The sequence below is a fragment of the Ancylobacter sp. FA202 genome (genome assembly GCF_000380205.1).
In the GTDB taxonomy this organism is placed as follows: domain Bacteria; phylum Pseudomonadota; class Alphaproteobacteria; order Rhizobiales; family Xanthobacteraceae; genus Ancylobacter.
Map to the genome: position 1 here is coordinate 2,143,334 of NZ_KB904818.1, position 20,254 is coordinate 2,163,587.

Here is a 20,254-nt window from a genome sequence, read left to right on the forward strand (position 1 = left end):
TTCGCGACGCGGGGCGTGTCCGCCCCGCTCCTCAGCATGATGACTGCTGCCCCATGCCACCATCCTGAGGTGCCCGGCAATGCCGGGCCTCGAAGGACGCAGGCCCGGGCCGCCGACGACCCCGCGCGATCCTGGCGCACAGGACCGCTTCCTCCCGATGGCGACCCGGTTGCATCTGAGACCTGACCGGGTCGCCCCTTTTCCGCCGACGCAAGCGAGTGCGCGCGTGACAACATCCCATCATACTCTAGCCGACAAGGCCGCCGAGGCGGCTGCGCGGGCGACGCCGGACGGCGTGGTGGTGCGAGTGCGGGCACTGTCGGACCGGGCGATCGCCTGGCTCTTCATCGCTCCCACCATCGTGCTGCTGCTGGCGATCAACATCTTTCCGCTGTTCTGGGCGATCTACCTCTCCTTCACGAATTTCCGCGCCAACCGGCCCAATGCCGAGGTCAAGAATGTCGGGCTCGGCAATTACTCGCGGGTGCTGAACGACCCCGACATCTGGGCGTCGATGCAGACCACGGCGCATTTCGTATTCTGGACCATCCTGTTGCAGACAGTGATCGGCTTCGCGCTCGCCTATCTCATCGACCGGAAATTTCGCGGCCATGCGTTCTGGACGACGCTCATCCTCATTCCGATGATGCTGTCGCCGGCCGTGGTCGGCAATTTCTGGCGCTTCCTCTATGAGCCGCAAATCGGCCTGTTCGCCTATGCGGTCTCGTTCCTGACCGGCATCCCCACCTCCGAGATCCAGATGCTCGGCAGCGTGAACCTGGCGCCCTGGGCGATCATCATCGTCGATACCTGGATGTGGACGCCCTATGTGATGCTGATCTGCCTCGCCGGGCTGCGCTCCATCCCCGACTACATCTACGAGGCGGCGGAGGTCGACCGCGCTTCTAACTGGCGACAGTTCTGGTCGATCACCGTGCCGATGGCGCTGCCCTTCATCATGCTGGCGGTGCTGTTCCGCGGCATCGAGAACTTCAAGATGTTCGACATGGTGAACCTGCTCACCGGCGGCGGACCCGGCTCGACCACCGAGGTCGCCTCGATCACGCTGAAGCGCGACGCCTTCGAGGCCTGGGCGACCGGGCGCTCCTCGGCCTTCGCCATCGTGCTGTTCGTCGCGGTGTTCGGCCTCGCCAACATCTACGTCAAGGCGCTCAACAGGGTGAAGCAGCGATGAGCCCGGCCAAGACAACCACCGTCAATACCGCCCATTCCGTCGTCGAGCCGAGCGCCCGCTCCAAACGGATCGCCGGGACGCTGGTGATCGTCTACGCGCTCGTCACCATGCTTCCGCTGGCGTGGATCTTCCTGACCTCGATCAAGTCGCCGCCGGATTCGATCTCCTACCCGCCGAAGATCCTCTTCACCCCTTCGATCGAGGGCTATTGCAACCTGTTCACCACTCGCACGCGGCAGACGCCGGAATACATCGCCTCGCTGCCGGCGCCGGACGGGGTGTGCGACGCCGTCACAAGGCAGCGCAACATGGTGATCGCGGGACCCTCCAACTTCCTGCCGCGCTTCACCAATTCGCTGATCATCGCTTTCGGCTCGACCTTCCTCGCCGTCGGGCTTGGCACGCTGGCGGCCTATGGCTTCTCGCGCTTCAAGGTGCCGATGGCCGATGATCTGCTGTTCTTCATCCTGTCTACCCGGATGATGCCGCCCATCGCCGTCGCCATCCCGATCTACCTGATGTACCGCCAGCTTGGCCTGTCGGACACCGCCCTCGGCATGATGCTGCTGTACACGGCGGTCAACGTCTCGCTCGCCGTCTGGCTGCTCAAGGGCTTCATCGACGAGATCCCACGCGAATATGAGGAAGCGGCGATGATCGACGGCTATTCGCGTCTGCAGGCCTTCCGCAAAGTGGTGCTGCCGCAGGCGACCACCGGCATCGCGGCCACCGCCATCTTCTGCCTGATCTTCGCCTGGAACGAATACGCCTTCGCTTCGCTGCTCACGTCAGGCAGCGCCCAGACCGCCCCGCCCTTCATTCCCACCATCATCGGCGAGGGCGGGCAGGACTGGCCGGCAGTGGCGGCTGGCACCACCATCTTCCTGGTGCCGATCCTCGTCTTCACCATCCTGCTGCGCAAGCAGCTCCTGCGCGGCATCACCTTCGGGGCGGTACGCAAATGAGCGATCCCCTCCTCACCCCGCAAAGCCCCGCTCTGCCGCCGCGCCGCCGCCCCTTCTTCCTGCGGCGCGGACCAATGGAGGCGGTCGCCGTGACGGTGATCGCGCTCGGCTTCCTCATGCTGTTCCAGCCCTTCGCGCTGGTGCTCTACACCTATTCGCTCATTACCCTCCTCGTCGGCACGTTCATGTTCATGATCGTGTCCAAGTTCCCGGAGTAGGCGCATGGCCGAGATCAGGGTCGAGCATCTGCGCAAGGCGTTCGGCGAGTTCGTCGCCGTGCAGGATTCGAGCTTCACCGTCGAGGACGGCGAGTTTCTCGCCTTGCTGGGCCCTTCGGGCTGCGGCAAGACCACCACGCTGCGCATGATCGCCGGGCTGGAACTGCCGACCGGCGGCGCCATCCGCCTTGGCGGCGAGGATGTGACCTACAAGCGGGCCAGCGAGCGCGACATCGCCTTCGTGTTCCAGCTCTTTGCCCTCTACCCGCATATGAATGTGCGCAAGAATATAGGCTTCCCGCTGCTCGCCCAGGGCGTGCCGAAGGCGGAGATCAAGGCGCGGGTGGAGGAGACGGCGCGCCTGCTGCAGATCGATCACATTCTCGACCGTCCCGTGTCGGGCCTCGCCGGCGGCGATCGCCAGCGCGTGGCGCTGGGCCGGGCGATCGTGCGGCGGCCGATGTGCTTCCTGATGGATGAGCCGCTCGGCACGCTCGATGCCGAATTCCGCGAGGTGATGGTGCGCGAGCTGCGCGAGCTGCACAACCGCATCCATGCCACCACGGTCTATGTCACCCATGACCAGATCGAGGCGATGGCGATGGCCGACAAGATCGCGGTGATGAACCATGGCGTCATCGAGCAGTTCGGCACGCCGCAGGAAATCTATGACCGCCCAGCCTCCATGTATGTCGCCGACTTCATCGGGTCGCCGCCGATGAACTTCATCCGCTTTACCGCCGGCCTGCAAAAGGGCGCGCGTGCGGCGCGCATCGGCGCGGCGGAGGTGGAAATGCCCGAACTGCGCAGGGATGTGGCGCCCGGCGCACTGGCGCTGGGAGTGCGGCCCGAGCATGTCCGGTTCTCGGAAAGCTCGCCGCTGCGCGGGGCGATTTATGGCAGCGAATATCTCGGGACCAACCAGATCGTGACGGTGGAGATCGAGGGCGGGCTGGTGCGTGCCCGGCTGCCAGCCGAGCACAGCTACCGGATCGGAGAACCGGTCGGCCTCACCTTCAAGAGCCAGCGGCTGTCGCTGTTCGACGCCGGCTCCGGCCGGGTGATTCCTTCCGTCCTGCACGAGGGCGCGTTGCGCCAGGAGGCCCGCCATGGCTGACGTGACGCTCAAGGGCATCACCAAGAGCTTCGGCAAAGGCGGGGCCAAGCGCGCCGTCGATGGCATCGATCTCGCTATCGCGGATGGGGAGTTCGTGGTTCTGCTCGGCCCCACCGGCGCCGGAAAGACCACCACGCTTCGCCTCATCGCCGGTCTGGAGACGCCCGATGCCGGCACGGTCAGCATTGGCGGACGGCCGATGGCGGATCTGGCGCCGGCGAGCCGCGACGTCGCCTTCGTGTTCCAGCAATACTCCCTCTACCCACACCTCACCGTCTACGAGAATCTGGCCTTCCCGCTGCGCTCCCCGGCACGGCGCATGGAGGCCGCCGCCATCGACGCGCGGGTGCGGGAGGTGGCGAAGATGGTCCGCATCGACCACAAGCTGGAAAACCGCTCCACCCGCCTCTCCGGCGGCGAGATGCAGCGCGTCGCCATCGGCCGGGCACTGGTGCGTCGGCCTTCCATCTATCTCATGGACGAGCCGCTCTCCTCGCTCGACGCCAAGCTGCGCGGCGAATTGCGGCTGGAATTGAAGCGCATCCAGAAGGACCTGGGCGCGACGCTGCTCTATGTCACCCACGACCAGATCGAGGCGATGACCATGGCGGACCGCATCGGCATCCTCGCCGAGGGGCGGCTGGTGCAGATCGGCACACCGCGCGAGATCTATGCCGACCCGGCCAATCTCCACGTGGCAGCCCGGCTCGGCCAGCCACACATCAATCTGCTGCCGGTCGGCCTGCTGCCGGATGTGCCGGCGCCGCCGGGAACGACGACGATCGGCGCGCGTACCGAGCACATCGCCCTGGCGCGGGAGGAGGGCGGCAATGCGCGGGTCGACTGGATCGAGCATCTCGGCGACCAGAACCACCTGCACATCAAGCTGGGCGAGCAGAAGCTGGTGACGCTCGCCGACCCCGACGTGGCGGTGTCTCCCGGCGACCGGATCAGCCTGTCATTGCGGAACCCGCTCTATTTCGGGCAGGACGGCCAGAGACTTGTGTAGCGGACACGCGTGAGGACGAACGGTCACGCGCCTGATGTCGCGTCGAACGGATGGGAAGGCAGCCATGAAACATTTCTTCAACCGGCGAGACAGCATCGTTACCGAGGCGCTGGACGGTCTCCTGCGAACGACGCCGCCCGGCCGGCTGGCGCGGCTCGACACCTATCCCGACATCAAGGTTGTGCTGCGCGCCGACTGGGACAAGTCCAAGGTCGCCGTCGTCTCCGGCGGCGGCGCCGGGCACGAGCCCTCGCATGCCGGCTTCGTCGGCAAGGGACTGCTGACCGCCGCCGTCTCCGGCGAAATTTTCGCTTCGCCCAGTGTCGAGGCGGTGCTCACCGCCATCCGCGCCGTGACGGGCGAGCCCGGCTGCCTGCTGGTGGTGAAGAACTACACCGGCGACCGGCTGAATTTCGGCCTCGCCGCCGAGCGCGCCCGTGCCGAGGGTTATCGGATCGAGATGGCGATCGTCGCCGACGACATCGCGCTGCCCGACATTCCCCAGCCGCGCGGCGTCGCCGGTACACTGTTCGTGCACAAGATCGCCGGCCATCTCGCCGAGGCAGGCGCGGACCTCGCCGCCGTCGCCGAGGCGGCACGGGCTGCGGCGGCCGACATCGCCTCGCTCGGCGTGTCGCTGTCCTCCTGCTCCATCCCCGGCCAGCCCTTCGAGGCGCGGCTCGGCGCAGAAGAGGGTGAACTGGGCCTCGGCATCCATGGCGAGCCGGGGGTGGAGCGCATCCCGCTGCAGCCGGCCGGTGCGATCGTCGCGCTGATGAGCGAGCGCCTCGCCACCCGGCTCGACCCCGCTGCCGACTACGCGCTGCTGATCAACAATCTCGGCGCCGTGCCGCCTCTGGAGATGAGCCTGATCGCCGAGGCGCTGCTGGGGTCGGAACTCGGGCGCGGGGTGAAGCTGGTCATCGGCCCGGCGGCGCTGATGACGGCGCTGAACATGAACGGCTTTTCGCTGTCCTATCTCCGGCTCGACGCCGCGCGCGAAGCGGCGCTGACCGCCCCGGCCGAGCCGCTGGCCTGGCGCCCGGCGGTCGCACCCGGCCGGGTCGAGGTCCGGGCCGCGCCTTCCGCGCCGCGCGACGAGGCATCCCCCGCCAGCACCGACGCAGCGGCGGAAGCGCTCATCCGCACCGCCTGCGCGGCACTGATCGGGCTGGAGGAGGAACTCAACCGGCTCGACGCCCGCGCTGGCGATGGGGACACGGGGTCGACTGTCGCGACCGGCGCCCGCGCCGTCGAAGCCCGTCTCTCCGGCCTGCCTTTGACCGATCCTGCCGCTACGCTCAAGGCCATCGGCGCCGAACTCGGTACCGCCATGGGCGGGTCGAGCGGGGTGCTGCTCTCCATCTTCTTCACTGCCGCCGCGCAGGCGCGCGCATCGGGGGAGGCGCTGCCCGAGGCCCTGCTCGCCGGCCTAGAACGGATGGTGTTCTATGGCGGCGCCGCGCTGGGCGACCGCACCATGATCGATGCGCTCGATCCCGCCCTCAGGGCGCTTGCCGCCGGTGATCTCAGGGCTGCCGCAGCCGCTGCCGCCTCAGGGGCCGAAGCGACCAAGGCTATGGTGCAGGCGCGGGCCGGGCGGGCGGCCTATGTCGCCGCGCGTGATCTGGAGGGTTCGCCCGATCCCGGCGCCGTGGCTGTGGCCAAGGTGTTCGCGGCGCTGGTGGAGCGGGGCTGAGGCCGATGACGCTTGATGCCGCCGATGTCACGGCCCTCATCGGCCTGTGCCGTGAGCAGATCGAGCAGCATTGCGAGCGTCTCGGCCGGCTCGACAGCGCCATTGGCGATGGCGACCACGGCGCCAATATGCGGCGCGGGCTGGAGGCGGTGCATCGCGAGCGCGACGCCATTTCCGCCCTGCCGCTGCCGGCGGCGCTGGAGCGCATCGGGCTGGTGCTGGTCATGAGCATCGGCGGCGCCGCCGGGCCGCTCTATGGCACGCTGCTGATGGAGCTCGGGCGCGGCCTGGCGACGGGTGACGACGCGACCGATTTCGCCGCCATTCTCGCCCAGGCGGTGGCGGCGGTGGCGCGGCGGGGCCGTTCCGGGCCGGGCGACAAGACGCTGCTGGATGTGCTCTACCCCGTGCAGGCGGAGATCGCGGGACATGCGGCGCCGCTGCGCATTGCCGAATGCGCCCGTAATGCCGCGCAGGCGACTGAAATGATGCTGGCGCGGCGTGGCCGGGCGTCCTATCTCGGCGCACGCTCGATCGGCCATGAAGACCCCGGCGCGTCGAGCTGCGCGCTGCTCACGACGACTATCTGTCTGTATTTCAAGGAGAATGCCCCCTCATGACGCCCGCGCGCATCGCCAATGTGGGGATCGTGATCGTCTCGCACTCGCCGCTGGTGGCGCAGGGCGCCGCCGATATGGTGCGCCAGATGGTGGGCGATTGCGTGCCGCTCGCCTGGACCGGCGGCAATGTCGAGGGTGGGTTGGGCACCCATGTCGTCGGTATTTCGGTAGCGATCGAGGCGGCGTGGTCCGAGGCCGGCGTCGCCATTTTCGTCGATCTCGGCGGGGCGGAAACCAATAGCGAGATGGCGGTGGAGATGCTTGGGCCGGCGCGGGCGGCCAAGGTCGCCATCTGCAACGCGCCGCTGGTGGAGGGCGCGGTGGTCGCGGCGGCGGAGGCTTCCGGCGGCTCCCCATTGGCGCGGGTGGTGGCGACGGCGGAAGAGTTGTCCGCGTGATGGCCGAGCCCGCTCCCCTCCTCGGGCGGCCTTCCGCCCCTCGTTGCCAGGCGGAAGTTGAGGTTACGCATGGGGTTGGGCTGCATGCGCGGCCCTCGGTCGCCTTCACCCGCCTGGCCAAATCCTTCCCCTGCACTGTCGAGGTGGCGGTGGATGGATCGGGCGACTGGCTGAACGGAAAGAGCATCGTCAAGATCATCGGCGCCCGCATAAGACGCGGAACTAAAATGAGAATTCGCGCTGAGGGCGCGCGGGCGGAGGAGGCGGTCGCGGCGCTGAGCGGGCTGGTGCGGCGCAATTTCGACGAGGATCGCAAGCCGGGGCGGGCCGATGGCCGCCCCGCGTGAGTTTCGCGGTCATCCCGCCTCGCCCGGCCGGGCGGTCGGCCCGGTGCACCGGGCGGGCGAGCCGCCGGCGCCGTCCGGCCTTTCCGGCAGCGGGGCCGAGGCCCGTGCGGCGCTGAACAATGCTGTGAACAGAGCGGTTTACGAGCTGCGCCAGCTCTCGGCCGGTGCCGATGCGGAGAGCGCCGGCATCCTCGATTTCCAGATCGAGCTGCTGCTTGATGGCGAGCTTCTCGCCCCGGCCCTGGCCCGTATCGACCGGGGCGAGGGGGCGGCGCTGGCCTTCGCCGCGGCGCTGAACGATCAGATCGACGCGATGGCCAGTCAGTGCAGTGAGAGCGCCAGTCAGTGCAGTGAGGCCAATCAGGACGATGGGTCCGAGGTCGATCCCTTCGCCCTGCGCGCGGTCGACCTGATGGACCTGCAGCACCGGGTGCTCGACGCGCTGGCCGGGCGCATTCGTGCCGACTTTCCGCCCGGCGCGGTCTATGTCGGGCGCGACATGCCGCCGAGCGTCTTTCTCGCCCATGACTGGTCGAGCGGCGGCGCCATCGCGCTTGGCGCCGGCAGCACGGCAAGCCATGTCGCGCTGCTGGCGCGGGCGCGCGGCGTGCCGATGGTGGTCGGCCTCGGGGCGCTGCCGGGCGAGACGGGCGAGACGCTGCTGGTGGACGGCACGCAGGGGCTGGCCCGCCTTAACCCCGAGGCGCGGCTTCTGCCCGAGGCACGGCTTCTTGCCGAGGCGGGCCCGGCGGCGGCGCTCCCTCGCCAAGCCCCCCTTGCCCCCGCTCCGCACGCCGCCGCCGGCGCGGCGCCGTTCTCCGCTGCTGCCGGCGGGGGCGAAACGCCCCTGCTGCTCGCCAATCTCGATACGCTGGCCGATCTCGACACGCTCGATCCGGCCGAGGTGGACGGGGTCGGGCTGGTGCGGACCGAGTTCATGCTCACCAGCGCGGCCGAGGCGCTGAGCGAGGAGCGGCATCTGGCGGTCTACCGCCGCCTCCTCGAGGCGCTCGCCGGCAAGCCGGTGACGCTGCGCATGTTCGATCTCGGCGGCGACAAGGCGCTGGCGGGCCTCACCGAGGGCGACCCGGCCGGCATGCTCGGCCTGCGCGGGGTGCGCTTTCTGCTCGCCCATCCCGATCTCGCCCGCATCCAGGCGAGGGCGCTGATCCGCGCGGCGGCGCAGGGCCCGGTCAGCGTGCTGCTGCCGATGGTGACGCTGCCGGCGGAACTGGCGGCGATGGCGGCGCTGTTCGACGAGGAGGCGGCGCGGCTGGCGCGACAGGCAATCGAGGGCCGGCGCCCGCCGCTCGGCATCATGGTGGAGGTGCCGGCGGCCGCGCTGACACTCGACCTGTTCGGGCAGGCCGCCTTCTTTTCCGTGGGCAGCAACGATTTGATGCAGTATCTCGCAGCGGCGGCGCGCGACAATCCTGCCGTGGCGCCGCTCTATGCGGGAGCGGAGACGGCGTTGTTCCGGCTGCTGGACCAGATCTGCACCGCCGCCCGCGCGCTCGGCCGCCCGGTGTCGCTGTGCGGCGATCTCGCCGCCGAACCGGCGGCGGCCGGACGCCTGCGCGCGCTCGGCCTGCACGGGCTTTCCGTCGCCCCGAGGCGGCTTCCCGCCCTGCGCGCGGCGCTGGCCGCAACTGTCCCGCCGCCGGCGCGGGGCACCGGCTTTCCCGATCCTGCGACGGGGCAGGCCTAGGCATGGCGCGCGAGACCAGTGACGAGGCGGTGATCGCCTATAAAACCCTGCTCGCCGGCATTCTCGACAACCGGCCTTCCGGCACGCGCCAGCGGCTGGCGGCGGCTTTGGGCAAGCACCGCAGCTTCGTGACCCAGGTCACAAGCCCGAGCTACGACACGCCGCTGCCGGCCCGGCATCTGCCGACCATTTTGCGGGTGTGCCATTTCAGCCCGGCCGAGCAGGAGCGCTTTCTCGCCGCCTATGAGGCCGCCCATCCAGGCCGGCTGCCCGAGGTCGGCGGCGGCGCGGCGATGCGGACCCTGGCGCTGATGGTGCCGGATTTCGGCGACGAGAAGAAGAACCGCAGCTTTGACGATGCCCTCGCCGACTTCGTGGCTAAGATGGCGGCGCTGGTGAATGGAGGCGATTGAATGCACGCGAGGAACAGCGGCGCGCCCACTCCCGGCCGGCGGGGCTGAGCGGGTGCGGCAGAGGGGGCGGCGTATGGCGCGGAAGAGGGCGCGTTCGGGGGCCATCGGATGACGCGGTTCCTCCACGCCGCCGATACGGCGGCGGCGCAGAGCCTCGCCGGTTTCGTCGCCGCGCATGAGGACCTCGTCGCCTTTGGCGTTGAGGGCAAATTCGTGCGCCGCCGCCGGCTCACCCCCGGCAAGGTGGCGGTGATCTCAGGCGGCGGGGCCGGGCATGAGCCGCTGCATTGCGGCTTCATCGGCGCCGGCATGCTGGATGCCGCCTGCACCGGCCATGTGTTCACCTCGCCGACCCCCGACCAGATCCTCGCCGCCATGGACGAGACCGACACCGGTGCCGGCTGCCTGCTGGTGGTGAAGAACTATGATGGCGACGTGATGAACTTCGAGATGGCGGCGGAAATGGCCGCCGGCCGGCACCGCATCGAAACGGTGATCGTCGAGGACGATGCCGCCTATGGCCCTTCCGTCCGCAGCCGGGGGCGGCGCGGGGTCGCCGGCACGGTGGTGGTGGAAAAGCTGCTCGGCGCGGCGGCGGAGCGGGGTGACGACCTCGCCGGGCTGAAGGCGCTGGGCGAGGGGCTTTCCGGCCGGGTGCGCAGCATGGGCGTCGCCCTGCGCGGCGTCAGCCTTCCCGACAATGGCCGCGAGACCTTCGCGCTGGGGCCGGACGAGATGGAGATCGGCGTCGGCATTCATGGCGAGCCCGGGCTCTACCGCACCGGGCGCGCCGGACCGGAGGAGATTGTGCGGCTGCTGTGCGAGCCGGTGCTGGCGCAGCTTTCGCCGCTGGCGGAGGCCTGCCCGCTGCTGATCGTCAACGGCTTTGGCGGCACCCCGCCGATCGAGCTGCACCTCGCCCACAATTTGACCCGCGCCTTCCTGCGTCCGCACGGCATCGTGCCGGCGCGGGCGCTGGTCGGCACCTTCGTCACCTCGCTCGACATGGCGGGGCTCTCGGTGACGCTGGCCCTGCTGACGCCGGAGGAGTTCGCCCTCTGGTGCGCGCCGGTGGCGACGCCGACCCTGGTCTGGTGAGGGCCGGCCGGGGCGCGCCATTGCGTGGCGGGGCGGGCTGTTGCTAAGGTCCCGCGCCGGGCGCCCCGGCTTTTTCTTCCGACGCCACGGAGCCCCATGAACACGGCCGGCACCGCTTTCCCGACCTTCTGGAAGAGCGTTCGCAAGGCGGTTCCGGTCGATTTCGGCTGGCGCAATGTCGCCTTTTCCCTGCGCACCGCTGCCGCTGCGGTGATGGCGCTTGCCGCCGCCTATTGGCTGGAGCTGCAGGACCCGCAATGGGCGGCGCTCACCGTCTATCTGCTGGCGCAGCCGACCGCCGGCGCCGCCGTGGCCAAGGGCGCCTACCGCGTCGTCGGCACGCTGGGCGGGGCGGCGGCGGGGCTGGTGATTCTCGGCCTGTGGTCGCAGGCGCCGCTGCCGCTGGTGGGCTCCCTCGCGCTCTGGCTCGGCCTGTGTTTCACCCTGGCGGCGCAGCGGCGCAACTATGCCGCCTACAGCTTCCTGCTCGCCGGCTACACCGCGCTGCTGGTGGGGCTGGAAGGGGCGTTCGCGCCGACCGGGGCCTGGCACATCGCCTTTGACCGCACGGCGGAGATCATCATCGGCATCGCCTGCATCACGGCGGTGAGCGTGGTGGTGTTTCCGGTCTATGCCGGCGACGTGCTGCGCCGCCAGCTGGCGACGCTGTTCGGCCGGCTCTGCCATTATGGCGCGGTGGCGCTTCAGCCGCGCACGCCGCCCGCCACCTTCGCGGCGCTGCGCCGGGAGATGGTGGCGGGGGTGGTGACGTTCGATGCGCTGCGCTCCTACACCGTGTTCGAGGCGCCTGACATGCGCGCCAGCGACGCGGGGCTGCGCCGCATGACCCGCGAGTTCCTGCGCGTGCTGGCGGTGGCGCGCGGGCTCTATGTGCGGCTCGACGATTTCCAGGTGGAAGGGGCGGGCGTGGTGGCGGACCGGCTGCGCCCGGCGATGGCGGACGTCTCCGCGCGGCTGGAGCGGCTCGCCGGCGATCCCTCGGCGTTTCATGATCCGCGCCGGGTGCGGTCCGATCTTCTCGCCGCCCGGGTCGCGCTCGACACCGCACGGGCCGATCTGGAGGCGATGGCCGGGCGCGTGCCCTTCGTGCCGCTGGCGGATGGGGTGCTGATCCTGCGGCGGGCGGGGGATTTGCTGCACGGGCTCTCCATGGTGATGGTGAGCGAGGCGGCGAGCCTGCGCCCGGCGCGGGGCCTCGCCCGCGCGCCGCTGAAGCCGGTGGGGCCTTCCCCCGAGCAGCGGCGGGAAGCGGGGCTCGCCGGGCTGCGCGCCGGGCTGGTCCTGGCGCTGATGTGCGGCTTCTGGGCGGCCACGGAGTGGACCGACGGTTTCAACGCCGCCTCGGGCCTCGCCGTGCTGCTGTTCTTCTCGGTCAACCAGGACCGGCCCGGGCCGCTCGGCTTCGCCTTCCTGCTGTGGACCGCGCTCGGCATGGCGGCGGCGTTCCTCGCCATGGTGCTGGTGCTGCCGCGCATCGAGGGCTTCGAGGCGCTGGCGCTGTTTTTGATGCTGGCGCTGTTCCCGGCCGGGCTGATGGCGGGCACGCCGCAGCTCGCCTGGCCGGGCATCGCCTTCGGCGGCTTCTTCGTCGCCGAGATCGGCACCGGCAATGTGTTCCTGCCTGATGAGGCCGGGTTCTTCAACGCGGCGCTGTCGACCCTGTTCGGCATGGGTCTGGCGCTGGTGCTGCTGAACCTCTTGCCCGTGACCTCGCGCGGCTCGCGCCGGCGGCTCTGGGTGCAGACGCTGGGCGAGCGGCTGCCGCAGGCGGCGCGGGGCGTGCGCCATGAGCGGGTGATCCTGCGCGAGATCGTCGGGGGGCTGGCCGAGCTGCTGCCGCGCCTCGCGCTCGACCGACCGGGCGAGGACGAGTTCCTGCGCGGCACACTGGGCGCGGCCTCGACGGCGCTGGAACTCGGCCGCCTGCACCGGCTGCTGGCGGCACCTGATCTGGCGGAGGGCACGCGCGCCCTGGTTGCCGGCTTCCTCGACCGCTTCGCCGCGCAGCTGGAGGCGTTGCCCGAAGCCGGCCCGGCGCTGCCGGCCCGTGTCGACGCGGCGGCGGCGGAGGCGCGCGCGGCGGCGCTGGCCGGGCGCGACGCCGGGCGCGATCTGCCGCCCGGCTCGCCGGCGGCGGGGCTGAATCTGCGCGCCGGGGCGTCGCTGCGCTTTATCGCCGACCGTTTCGACATCGACCGGGCGTTCTTCCTGCACGCCTTTGGGGAGGATTGATGGACACCGCCCTGCCATTCCTCACCCCGGCGGCGTTCGGGATCTATTTTCCGCCCGCTCTGCTGTGGGCGCTGGTGGCGCTGGTGCCCTATCTGCTGCTGCGCCGGGGCCTGGCGCGGGCCGGGTTCTATCGTTTTGTCTGGCACAAGCCGCTGTTCGACGCGGCGCTCTACATCATCCTGTTCGGCGTGGTCATCTTCCTGCTGCCGGCGCTGGGGGAGATCCTGCGATGAACATCGGCTCCGTGCTGCGCGTGGGCGTCACGCTGCTCGCCACATTGGCGGCGGTCTTTGTCGGCTGGCGGCTGTGGCTCTACTACACCGTCTCGCCCTGGACCCGCGACGCGCGGGTGCTGGCGCAGGTGGTGGAGATCGCGCCCGATGTCTCCGGCCTCGTCGACACGGTGAATGTGCGCGACAACCAGCTGGTGCAGAAGGGCGACGTGCTGTTCGTCATCGACCAGAAGCGCTTCACCGCCGCCTTGCAGCAGGCGCAGGCGGATGTCGCGCTGAAGCAGCAGGCGCTGGACTATGCCCGCGACACCGCCCGGCGCGATGCCAATCTGGAGCGCGCCGATGCCGACGCGATCGCGGCGCAGACGGTCGAACTCACCGCTTCCACCGCCGCCGAGGCGCAGGCGGAACTCGACGCCGCGCAGGCGGCGCTGGCCACGGCGCAGATCAATCTCGACCGCTCCCGCGTGCGCGCGCCGACCGATGGCTACATCACCAATTTCAATGTCGATGCCGGCGACTATGCCCGCGTCGGCGAGGGCATGCTGGCGCTGGTCGACAGCCATTCCTTCTATGTCTACGCCTATTTCATGGAGACCAAGCTGCCCGCCATCCGCGACGGCGACCCGGCCCGGGTGGAGCTGATGGCCGGCGGGGTGGTGATCGACGGCGTGGTCGAGGGGCTGAGCCGCGCCATCGCCATTCCCGGCGAGGGGCTGCTGGCGCAGGTGAACCCCAATTTCGACTGGATCCGACTGGCCCAGCGCATTCCGGTGCGGATCAAGCTCGGCCCGCTGCCGCCCGGCGTGCGGCTGGTGTCGGGCCTCTCCGCCACGGTCGTGGTGCAGCCAAAGATACGGTAAGATCGTAGCAGGGCATCTTGCGGTTGACAGTTCGGCCGGGCCGGTGATCCTTTCATACCAGCCAGGGGAGTCGCCGTGCTCGATATCGAACCGATCCGCCGCCGTCGCATCTATGAGGATGTGGCTGAACGCCTGCAGCAACTGATGCTCGACGGCACACTGGGCGAGGGCGACGTGCTGCCCTCCGAGCGCGAGCTGATGGAGCAGTTCAAGGTCGGGCGGCCGGCGATCCGCGAGGCGCTGATGTCGCTGCAGAAAGCCGGGCTGGTGTCGATCGCCAATGGCGAGCGGGCGCGGGTGGTGCGGCCGGACCCGAAGCACTTCATCCAGGAATTGTCGGCCTCGGTGCGCTCCTATCTCGCCCACCCCGCCGGCATGCGGCATTTCCAGAACGCGCGCCTGCATCTGGAAATGGCGCTGACCCGCCATGCCGCGCGCGAGGCCAGCCCGGCCGACATTGCCCGCATCGGCGACGCGCTCGCCCGCAACCGGCGCGACCTTGGCGACATGGCGGCGTTCGAGGCCTCCGACATCGCCTTTCACTATGAGATCGTGCTGGTTTCGCAAAACCCGCTGTTCGACGGCGTCCACCGCGCGGTGGTGCAATGGCTGTCCGAGCAGCGCAGCGTGACGCTGAAGGTCGCGCAGGCAAAGGAAATGGCGCTCGCCTTCCATGAGCGCATTTACGACGCCATCGCCGCGCATGACCCCGACGCGGCGGAAACGGCAATGCGCGCCCATCTGGAATCGGTGGCGGCGCTGTATTGGGACCGCGACCGCCCGGCCGGGTGAACCGGCGGCGCGTGCTCTCTCCGAAAATGAGAGGGCGATTTACCGATCAGATGGGCAATCTGATCGGGGTGCCCTAGCCACCTATTGACCTATCATACCAGCTACGCTTAGCATCGCTTCCGGATGGCGAGGCCTGCCGCGCGCGCGGCGGGGCTCGCACCGTCGCGGCGGCTGCGTCGCGCTGGCCGTGGGCGTGCGACATCGCCCCCGGCGACGAGAGTGCGTGCGGCGGCGAAGGGCCGGCACACGGGCTGGGCGCGCCGGACGCGCGCCGGGACGTGCCTTCGCCCGGCCGTGCCCGCAGAGGGGCGCCCTTCCGCGCAGGAGATGAACGTTTAGCTGCGGCGCCAGACAAAAGATGCTTGATCTTTGCTTCTTACAATATCATAGATGATATATGATTTGGTGCGCTGGCGGGTTTGCCACCCCGCGACCGGGCCTTCGTCCGGCGGCGCGCCCAAGGCTGGCTCAACGCTCGCCTTCCCGTTCCATGCGCCTTCGCGTGCGGACGGCCGATCCTTCCCTCGACGCGGCGCGGCCCTCTCCGCCGCCGGCTGCGAGGCAACAGCAACAAGAAGGCCGCCGGCACAGGCGCGCCCGTCACATCGCAATGATTGCCCGGAGGCGGGCGGCGAGAGGCCGCGCTGCCGCAGGCAACTGGGAGGAAACGACATGCAGATCACTTCGCTCCGCAAGGGTGTTCTCACCGCGAGCGTTCTCACCGCGTCGGCGCTCGCCGTCGGCCTCACCGGCGCCACGGCGGCGCTGGCGGAATGGAAGCCGAACCGTCCCGTCGAGCTGGTGGTTTCCGCCGGCCCGGGCGGCGGCTCCGACATCTTCACCCGCGTGGTGCAGGCGGCGCTGACCAAGAACAAGCTGGTCGAAACCCCGCTCATCGTCGTCAACAAGCCGGGCGGCTCGGGCTCGGAGGCGTTCAACTACGCCGAGGATAATGTCGGCAGCCCCTACAAGGTCTATTTCGGCACCCAGGACGCCTATGTGCTGCCGCTCGGCACCAAGGTGAACTACTCCATGAAGGACCTGACGCCTGTCGCGTCCATGGTGTTCGACGTGTTCATCCTGTGGTCGAACCCCAAGGCCTCGGGCATCAACACCGCGCAGGAATTCGTCGCCAAGGCGAAGGAAAACCCCGGCAAGGTCCGCGTTGCCGGCGCCAAGGCCAAGGACGCCGACGAGACCGTGGTGACGCTGGTCGAGCGCGCCGCCGGCATCGACCTCGCCTATATCCCCTACAAGTCCGGCAGCGAAGCCGCGATCCAGGTCGCAGGCGGCCATATCGAGGCCAACACCAATAATCCGAGCGAGAGCCTGGAGCAGTGGAAGGCCGGCAACCAGAAGCCGCTCTGCGTCTTCACCTCCGCCCGCCTCACCGACAAGACCGTGGTCGCCGACGGCATGAGCTGGGCCGACATCCCGACCTGCGTCGAGGCGGGAATCGACGTGAAGGACTTCGTGCAGCCGCGCACCGTATGGATGGCCGCCGACGTGCCGCCCGAAGCGGTGGCCTACTACACCGACCTGATGAAGAAGGCGATGGATACGCCGGAATTCAAGGACTACACGACCCGCAACGTCCAGATCACCAAGTTCATGGCCGGCGACGAGCTGAAGACCTTCCTCGCCGAGCAGACCAAGAACTACGAGAAGATCTACGCCGACAATAACTGGCTGCTGCCCGCCAGCCAGTGACGCCACGCGCCGGCCTGGGCCGGCGCCAGTGACGCCATGCGCCGGGTATGCCCGGCGCCAGTGACGCCATGCGCCGGGTATGCCCGGCGCCAGTGACGCCATGCGCCGGGTATGCCCGGCGCGAGTGACGGACCAGACAGGCGCCGGTTGCGGCCGGTGCCGGGTGGGGCGAGACGGGGCGTCGGCGTGTGCCGATGCCCCGGGCTCCCGCGGAGTGTAGGCGATGGAAATTTCCCGCAAGACCATGGAAGTGGCGACGGCAGTGCTGACCGGCAGTGTCGGCGCACTGATCTGCTACGGCTCGACGGAGAACGGCATTGGCTGGGGGCCGGGCGGGCCCGAGCCCGGCTATTTCCCCTTCGGCATTGGCTGCCTGATCCTGATCGGCAGCCTCGCCACCCTGGTGCAGACCTTCTGGAAACATGCCGGCGCGCACCCCGCCGGCGGGCATTCTGCCGGCGCCGGCGCAGGCGCCGTGCCGGAGGAGCCGTTCATCGACGGCACGCGGCTGCGGCTGCTGGTGGCCTTCGTGCTGCCGATCGTGGCGATGACGGCGCTCTCGGCCTGGCTCGGCCTCTATATCGGCATGGGGCTGTACATCTTCTACACGATGCGTGTTTCCGCCGGGTTCCGCACGCTGACCAGCCTTGCCGCCGCGCTGCTGGTGATCGCGGTCAATTTCGTCGTGTTCGAGAAGCTGTTCATGGTCCCGCTGCTGAAGGGACCGATCCTCGAATATTTCGGCATCTACTGAAAAAACAAGAACGGACTGAGGAAGCGCCATGGGCAATTTCGGGCAATTGATGGACGGGTTCGTCGTCGCCCTCACCGTGCATCACGTGATGATCATGGTGATCGGCGTCCTGCTCGGCCTCGTCGTCGGCGTGCTGCCGGGGCTCGGCGCGCCGAACGGCGTGTCGCTGCTGCTGCCGCTGACCTTCACCATGGACCCGATCGCGGCGATCATCCTGCTCACCTCGATGTATTGGGGCGCGCTGTTCGGCGGTTCGACGACGTCCATCCTGTTCAACATTCCCGGCGAGCCTTCCTCCGTCGCCACCACATTTGACGGCCACCCGATGGCCAAGCAGGGCGAGGCGGTGCGTGCGCTCACTCTCGCCTTCGGTTCCGCCGGCTTCGGCGCCATGGTCGGCGTCGTGGTGATCACGCTGCTGTCCGGCTGGGTGGCGAATTTCGCGCTGCAGTTCGGGTCGCCAGAATATTTCGCCGTCTATTTCATGGCCTTTGCCAGCTTCATCGGCATGGCGGGCGGCTCGCCCTTCAAGACGCTGGTCTGCATCATGCTGGGCCTCGCCGTCGGTACGGTGGGCATGGACACGATCTCGGGCGAGGGGCGGCTGACCTTCGGCATCACCCAGCTCACCAACGGCATTTCCTTCCTCATCGTCGTCATCGGCCTGTTCGGCATCGGCGAATTGCTGCTCACCATCGACGAGGGCTACAAGTTCGACGGGGTGAAGGCCAAGCTCAGCCTGCGGGTGATCGTGCGCACCCTGGCCGAGCTGCCGCGCTACTGGGTGACGCTGCTGCGCAGCGCGCTGATCGGCTGCTGGATGGGCATCACCCCCGGCGGGCCGACCGCCGCCTCCTTCATGAGCTATGCGCTCGGCCGCCGCTTCTCCCGTCGCGGCAAGTATTTCGGCAAGGGCGAGCCCGAGGGCATCGTCGCCCCCGAGACGGCCGACCATTCCGCCGGCTCCTGCGCCCTGCTGCCGATGCTGGCGCTCGGCGTGCCGGGCTCGGCGACGGCGGCTGTGATGATGGGCGGGCTGATGATCTGGGGCCTCTCGCCCGGGCCGATGCTGTTCACCACCCGGCCGGACTTCGTCTGGGGCCTCATCGCCTCGATGTATCTGGGCAATGTCATCGCCGTGGTGCTGGTGCTCGCCACCGTGCCGATCTTCGCCTGGATCCTGCGCGCGCCCTTCACCGTGGTCGGCCCGCTTATCGCCATCGTCTGCCTGATCGGCGCCTATACCGTCTCCAACCACATGTTCGACATCTGGGTGGCGCTGGCCTTCGGCCTCGTCGGCTATGTGTTCAAGAAGCTCGACTACCCGCTCGCACCCTTCGTGCTGGCAGTGGTGCTGGGCGACAAGGCGGAGGACGCCTTCCGCCAGTCCATGCTGTCCTCCGGCGGCTCGCTCAGCGTGTTCTTCGAGGGTTCGCTCGTCGCCACCATGATGGGGATCGGTATCCTGCTGCTGTCGCTGCCGCTGCTCACGACGCTGTTCGGCGCGCTGTTCCGGCGCGGGGACAGCACCGACGCCGGCCAGACCTCCCGACCCTAGGCCTCGCAGAGATGCGGCGGTCCGTCCGGCGTATGTTTCAAGAGGTAATAAGTAACCATTAGCCAGTGAGAGCCGCCATGTTCGGAGCCCTGCGCCTGCCCCACACCATCCTTTTCGGAAGCGGCCAACGCCACGTCATCGGCGCCGCCGCCGCCCGCATCGGCGCCCGCACGCTGGTATGCACCGACGCGCGGCTGGCGCAGCTGCCGGTGCTCGCCGACCTGCTGGCGGACCTCGCCGCCCATGGGGTCGAGGCGAGGGTCTATGACGGCACCATCCCCGACCTGCCGATCGAATCGATCCAGGACTGCGTCGCCGGCATCGGCGATTTCAAGCCGGACAGCATCATCGGCATTGGCGGCGGCAGCTGCATCGACATGGCCAAGGTGGTCTCGGTGCTGCTCACCCATGGCGGCGAGGCCAGCGCCTATTATGGCGAGTTCGCCGTGCCCGGCCCGGTGCTGCCGCTGATCGCCGTGCCGACCACGGCGGGCACCGGCTCGGAAGTGACGCCGGTCGCCGTCATCCTCGACAGCGGGCGTGGCACCAAGATCGGCATTGCCAGCCCCTACATCATTCCGCACATGGCGGTGTGCGACCCCGAGCTGACCATGACCTGCCCGAAGGGGCTGACCGCCTGCTCCGGCGCCGATGCGCTCGCCCATGCGGTGGAAGGCTTCACCAGCAAGACCCGCCCGGCCGAGCCGCTGCTGACCGAGCAGCATGTGTTCATCGGCAAGAACCTGCTTTCCGACCATTTCGCCAAGCTGGCCGTGGTGAATGTGTTCCGCTATCTCGCCCGCGCCTGCACCGACGGCAGCGATGTCGAGGCGCGCGAGGGGCTGATGCTGGCCTCGCTCGCCGCCGGCTGCGCCTTCGGCACCTCCGGCACGGCGGCGGCGCATGCGCTGCAATACCCGGTGGGCAACATCACCCACACCTCGCATGGCGACGGGGTGGGAACGCTGCTGCCCTATGTCATGCAGTTCAACCGCTCCGCTAACCCGGAAGCCTTTGCCGAGCTGGCCGAGGTGGTCGGCCTCGGCCACGCCAGCATGGGCGTGGAGGCACGCTCGCAGCTGTTCATCGACGAGGTGGCCAAGCTGTTCGCGGAAATCGGCATTCCGCGCTCCCTGGAGGCGCTCGGCCTTGGTGCCGACCACCAGCAGGACGTGGCCGCCGGCGCGCTGAAGGCGGAGCGGCTGGTGAAGAACAACCCGCGCCCGCTCGACCTTGCCGCCATGCTGAACATCACCCAGGCCGCCTTCTCAGGCGAACGCGCCGCTCTGCGCGACCTCTGACAC

Annotated in this window: 20 protein-coding genes; all 20 read left to right on the forward strand. The window is 69.1% G+C overall.

Annotation, left to right across the window (positions count from 1 at the left end; all coding sequences use genetic code 11):
* Nucleotides 1-226 precede the first annotated feature (226 nt).
* Nucleotides 227-1,195 carry a carbohydrate ABC transporter permease gene (locus A3M1_RS0109760; RefSeq protein WP_018964136.1) on the forward strand — a complete coding sequence of 323 codons (969 nt, stop codon included), beginning with the start codon at nt 227-229 and terminating at the stop codon, nt 1,193-1,195.
* Nucleotides 1,192-2,160, forward strand: a complete 969-nt coding sequence (locus tag A3M1_RS0109765; RefSeq protein ID WP_018388780.1) for a carbohydrate ABC transporter permease — start codon at nt 1,192-1,194, stop codon at nt 2,158-2,160. Before A3M1_RS0109760 ends, A3M1_RS0109765 begins: the two co-directional genes overlap by 4 nt.
* Nucleotides 2,157-2,378 (forward strand): hypothetical protein, encoded by a 222-nt coding sequence (locus A3M1_RS0109770; protein WP_026221244.1) that lies wholly within the window; start codon nt 2,157-2,159, stop codon nt 2,376-2,378. Before A3M1_RS0109765 ends, A3M1_RS0109770 begins: the two co-directional genes overlap by 4 nt.
* A 4-nt stretch (nt 2,379-2,382) precedes the next feature.
* The gene (locus tag A3M1_RS0109775) at nt 2,383-3,495 is read left to right on the forward strand and encodes an ABC transporter ATP-binding protein (RefSeq protein WP_018388782.1); all 1,113 of its coding nucleotides are present in this window, start codon (nt 2,383-2,385) and stop codon (nt 3,493-3,495) included.
* Nucleotides 3,488-4,504 (forward strand): ABC transporter ATP-binding protein, encoded by a 1,017-nt coding sequence (locus tag A3M1_RS0109780; protein WP_018388783.1) that lies wholly within the window; start codon nt 3,488-3,490, stop codon nt 4,502-4,504. The genes A3M1_RS0109775 and A3M1_RS0109780 overlap by 8 nt, the downstream gene beginning before the upstream one ends.
* A gap of 64 nt (nt 4,505-4,568) precedes the next feature.
* A complete protein-coding gene (locus A3M1_RS0109785) occupies nt 4,569-6,203 on the forward strand; it encodes a dihydroxyacetone kinase subunit DhaK (protein ID WP_018388784.1) in 1,635 nt (544 codons plus the stop codon).
* Nucleotides 6,204-6,208: 5 nt separating this feature from the next.
* Nucleotides 6,209-6,823, forward strand: a complete 615-nt coding sequence (gene dhaL / locus A3M1_RS0109790) for a dihydroxyacetone kinase subunit DhaL (protein WP_018388785.1) — start codon at nt 6,209-6,211, stop codon at nt 6,821-6,823.
* Entirely contained in the window at nt 6,820-7,221 is a 402-nt protein-coding gene (dhaM, locus tag A3M1_RS0109795; RefSeq protein WP_018388786.1) for a dihydroxyacetone kinase phosphoryl donor subunit DhaM, read from the forward strand. Before dhaL ends, dhaM begins: the two co-directional genes overlap by 4 nt.
* Entirely contained in the window at nt 7,221-7,568 is a 348-nt protein-coding gene (locus A3M1_RS0109800) for an HPr family phosphocarrier protein (RefSeq protein WP_018388787.1), read from the forward strand. Before dhaM ends, A3M1_RS0109800 begins: the two co-directional genes overlap by 1 nt.
* Nucleotides 7,552-9,276 carry a putative PEP-binding protein gene (locus tag A3M1_RS0109805; RefSeq protein WP_018388788.1) on the forward strand — a complete coding sequence of 575 codons (1,725 nt, stop codon included), beginning with the start codon at nt 7,552-7,554 and terminating at the stop codon, nt 9,274-9,276. Before A3M1_RS0109800 ends, A3M1_RS0109805 begins: the two co-directional genes overlap by 17 nt.
* 2 nt (nt 9,277-9,278) lie before the next feature.
* On the forward strand, nt 9,279-9,689 hold the full coding sequence (locus A3M1_RS0109810; RefSeq protein WP_018388789.1) for a hypothetical protein: 411 nt from the start codon (nt 9,279-9,281) through the stop codon (nt 9,687-9,689).
* A gap of 108 nt (nt 9,690-9,797) precedes the next feature.
* Complete coding sequence (locus tag A3M1_RS0109815) at nt 9,798-10,787, forward strand: dihydroxyacetone kinase subunit DhaK (RefSeq protein WP_018388790.1); 990 nt, start codon at nt 9,798-9,800, stop codon at nt 10,785-10,787.
* A 96-nt stretch (nt 10,788-10,883) separates the two neighbouring features.
* On the forward strand, nt 10,884-13,040 hold the full coding sequence (locus tag A3M1_RS0109820; RefSeq protein WP_018388791.1) for an FUSC family protein: 2,157 nt from the start codon (nt 10,884-10,886) through the stop codon (nt 13,038-13,040).
* A complete protein-coding gene (locus A3M1_RS0109825; protein WP_018388792.1) occupies nt 13,040-13,273 on the forward strand; it encodes a DUF1656 domain-containing protein in 234 nt (77 codons plus the stop codon). Before A3M1_RS0109820 ends, A3M1_RS0109825 begins: the two co-directional genes overlap by 1 nt.
* Nucleotides 13,270-14,136 (forward strand): efflux RND transporter periplasmic adaptor subunit, encoded by an 867-nt coding sequence (locus tag A3M1_RS0109830; protein ID WP_018388793.1) that lies wholly within the window; start codon nt 13,270-13,272, stop codon nt 14,134-14,136. The genes A3M1_RS0109825 and A3M1_RS0109830 overlap by 4 nt, the downstream gene beginning before the upstream one ends.
* 75 nt (nt 14,137-14,211) lie before the next feature.
* Entirely contained in the window at nt 14,212-14,928 is a 717-nt protein-coding gene (gene nanR, locus A3M1_RS0109835) for a transcriptional regulator NanR (protein WP_018388794.1), read from the forward strand.
* Nucleotides 14,929-15,600: 672 nt separating this feature from the next.
* On the forward strand, nt 15,601-16,638 hold the full coding sequence (locus tag A3M1_RS0109840; RefSeq protein ID WP_018388795.1) for a tripartite tricarboxylate transporter substrate binding protein: 1,038 nt from the start codon (nt 15,601-15,603) through the stop codon (nt 16,636-16,638).
* Between the two features lie 223 nt (nt 16,639-16,861).
* On the forward strand, nt 16,862-17,392 hold the full coding sequence (locus tag A3M1_RS0109845) for a tripartite tricarboxylate transporter TctB family protein (RefSeq protein ID WP_018388796.1): 531 nt from the start codon (nt 16,862-16,864) through the stop codon (nt 17,390-17,392).
* Nucleotides 17,393-17,420: 28 nt separating this feature from the next.
* The gene (locus tag A3M1_RS0109850; RefSeq protein ID WP_018388797.1) at nt 17,421-18,950 is read left to right on the forward strand and encodes a tripartite tricarboxylate transporter permease; all 1,530 of its coding nucleotides are present in this window, start codon (nt 17,421-17,423) and stop codon (nt 18,948-18,950) included.
* 77 nt (nt 18,951-19,027) lie between these two features.
* The gene (locus tag A3M1_RS0109855) at nt 19,028-20,251 is read left to right on the forward strand and encodes an iron-containing alcohol dehydrogenase (RefSeq protein ID WP_018388798.1); all 1,224 of its coding nucleotides are present in this window, start codon (nt 19,028-19,030) and stop codon (nt 20,249-20,251) included.
* The last annotated feature ends 3 nt before the right edge of the window (nt 20,252-20,254 follow it).

Excerpts from the sequence above, each read along its gene's own strand:
- A3M1_RS0109765 (WP_018388780.1), top strand. The coding sequence starts at position 1,192 with ATGAGCCCGGCCAAGACAACCACCGTCAATACCGCCCATTCCGTCGTC.
- A3M1_RS0109770 (WP_026221244.1), top strand. The coding sequence starts at position 2,157 with ATGAGCGATCCCCTCCTCACCCCGCAAAGCCCCGCTCTGCCGCCGCGC.
- A3M1_RS0109775 (WP_018388782.1), top strand. The coding sequence starts at position 2,383 with ATGGCCGAGATCAGGGTCGAGCATCTGCGCAAGGCGTTCGGCGAGTTC.
- A3M1_RS0109780 (WP_018388783.1), top strand. The coding sequence starts at position 3,488 with ATGGCTGACGTGACGCTCAAGGGCATCACCAAGAGCTTCGGCAAAGGC.
- A3M1_RS0109785 (WP_018388784.1), top strand. The coding sequence starts at position 4,569 with ATGAAACATTTCTTCAACCGGCGAGACAGCATCGTTACCGAGGCGCTG.
- dhaL (WP_018388785.1), top strand. The coding sequence starts at position 6,209 with ATGACGCTTGATGCCGCCGATGTCACGGCCCTCATCGGCCTGTGCCGT.
- dhaM (WP_018388786.1), top strand. The coding sequence starts at position 6,820 with ATGACGCCCGCGCGCATCGCCAATGTGGGGATCGTGATCGTCTCGCAC.
- A3M1_RS0109800 (WP_018388787.1), top strand. The coding sequence starts at position 7,221 with ATGGCCGAGCCCGCTCCCCTCCTCGGGCGGCCTTCCGCCCCTCGTTGC.
- A3M1_RS0109805 (WP_018388788.1), top strand. The coding sequence starts at position 7,552 with ATGGCCGCCCCGCGTGAGTTTCGCGGTCATCCCGCCTCGCCCGGCCGG.
- A3M1_RS0109810 (WP_018388789.1), top strand. The coding sequence starts at position 9,279 with ATGGCGCGCGAGACCAGTGACGAGGCGGTGATCGCCTATAAAACCCTG.
- A3M1_RS0109815 (WP_018388790.1), top strand. The coding sequence starts at position 9,798 with ATGACGCGGTTCCTCCACGCCGCCGATACGGCGGCGGCGCAGAGCCTC.
- A3M1_RS0109820 (WP_018388791.1), top strand. The coding sequence starts at position 10,884 with ATGAACACGGCCGGCACCGCTTTCCCGACCTTCTGGAAGAGCGTTCGC.
- A3M1_RS0109825 (WP_018388792.1), top strand. The coding sequence starts at position 13,040 with ATGGACACCGCCCTGCCATTCCTCACCCCGGCGGCGTTCGGGATCTAT.
- A3M1_RS0109830 (WP_018388793.1), top strand. The coding sequence starts at position 13,270 with ATGAACATCGGCTCCGTGCTGCGCGTGGGCGTCACGCTGCTCGCCACA.
- A3M1_RS0109840 (WP_018388795.1), top strand. The coding sequence starts at position 15,601 with ATGCAGATCACTTCGCTCCGCAAGGGTGTTCTCACCGCGAGCGTTCTC.
- A3M1_RS0109845 (WP_018388796.1), top strand. The coding sequence starts at position 16,862 with ATGGAAATTTCCCGCAAGACCATGGAAGTGGCGACGGCAGTGCTGACC.
- A3M1_RS0109850 (WP_018388797.1), top strand. The coding sequence starts at position 17,421 with ATGGGCAATTTCGGGCAATTGATGGACGGGTTCGTCGTCGCCCTCACC.
- A3M1_RS0109855 (WP_018388798.1), top strand. The coding sequence starts at position 19,028 with ATGTTCGGAGCCCTGCGCCTGCCCCACACCATCCTTTTCGGAAGCGGC.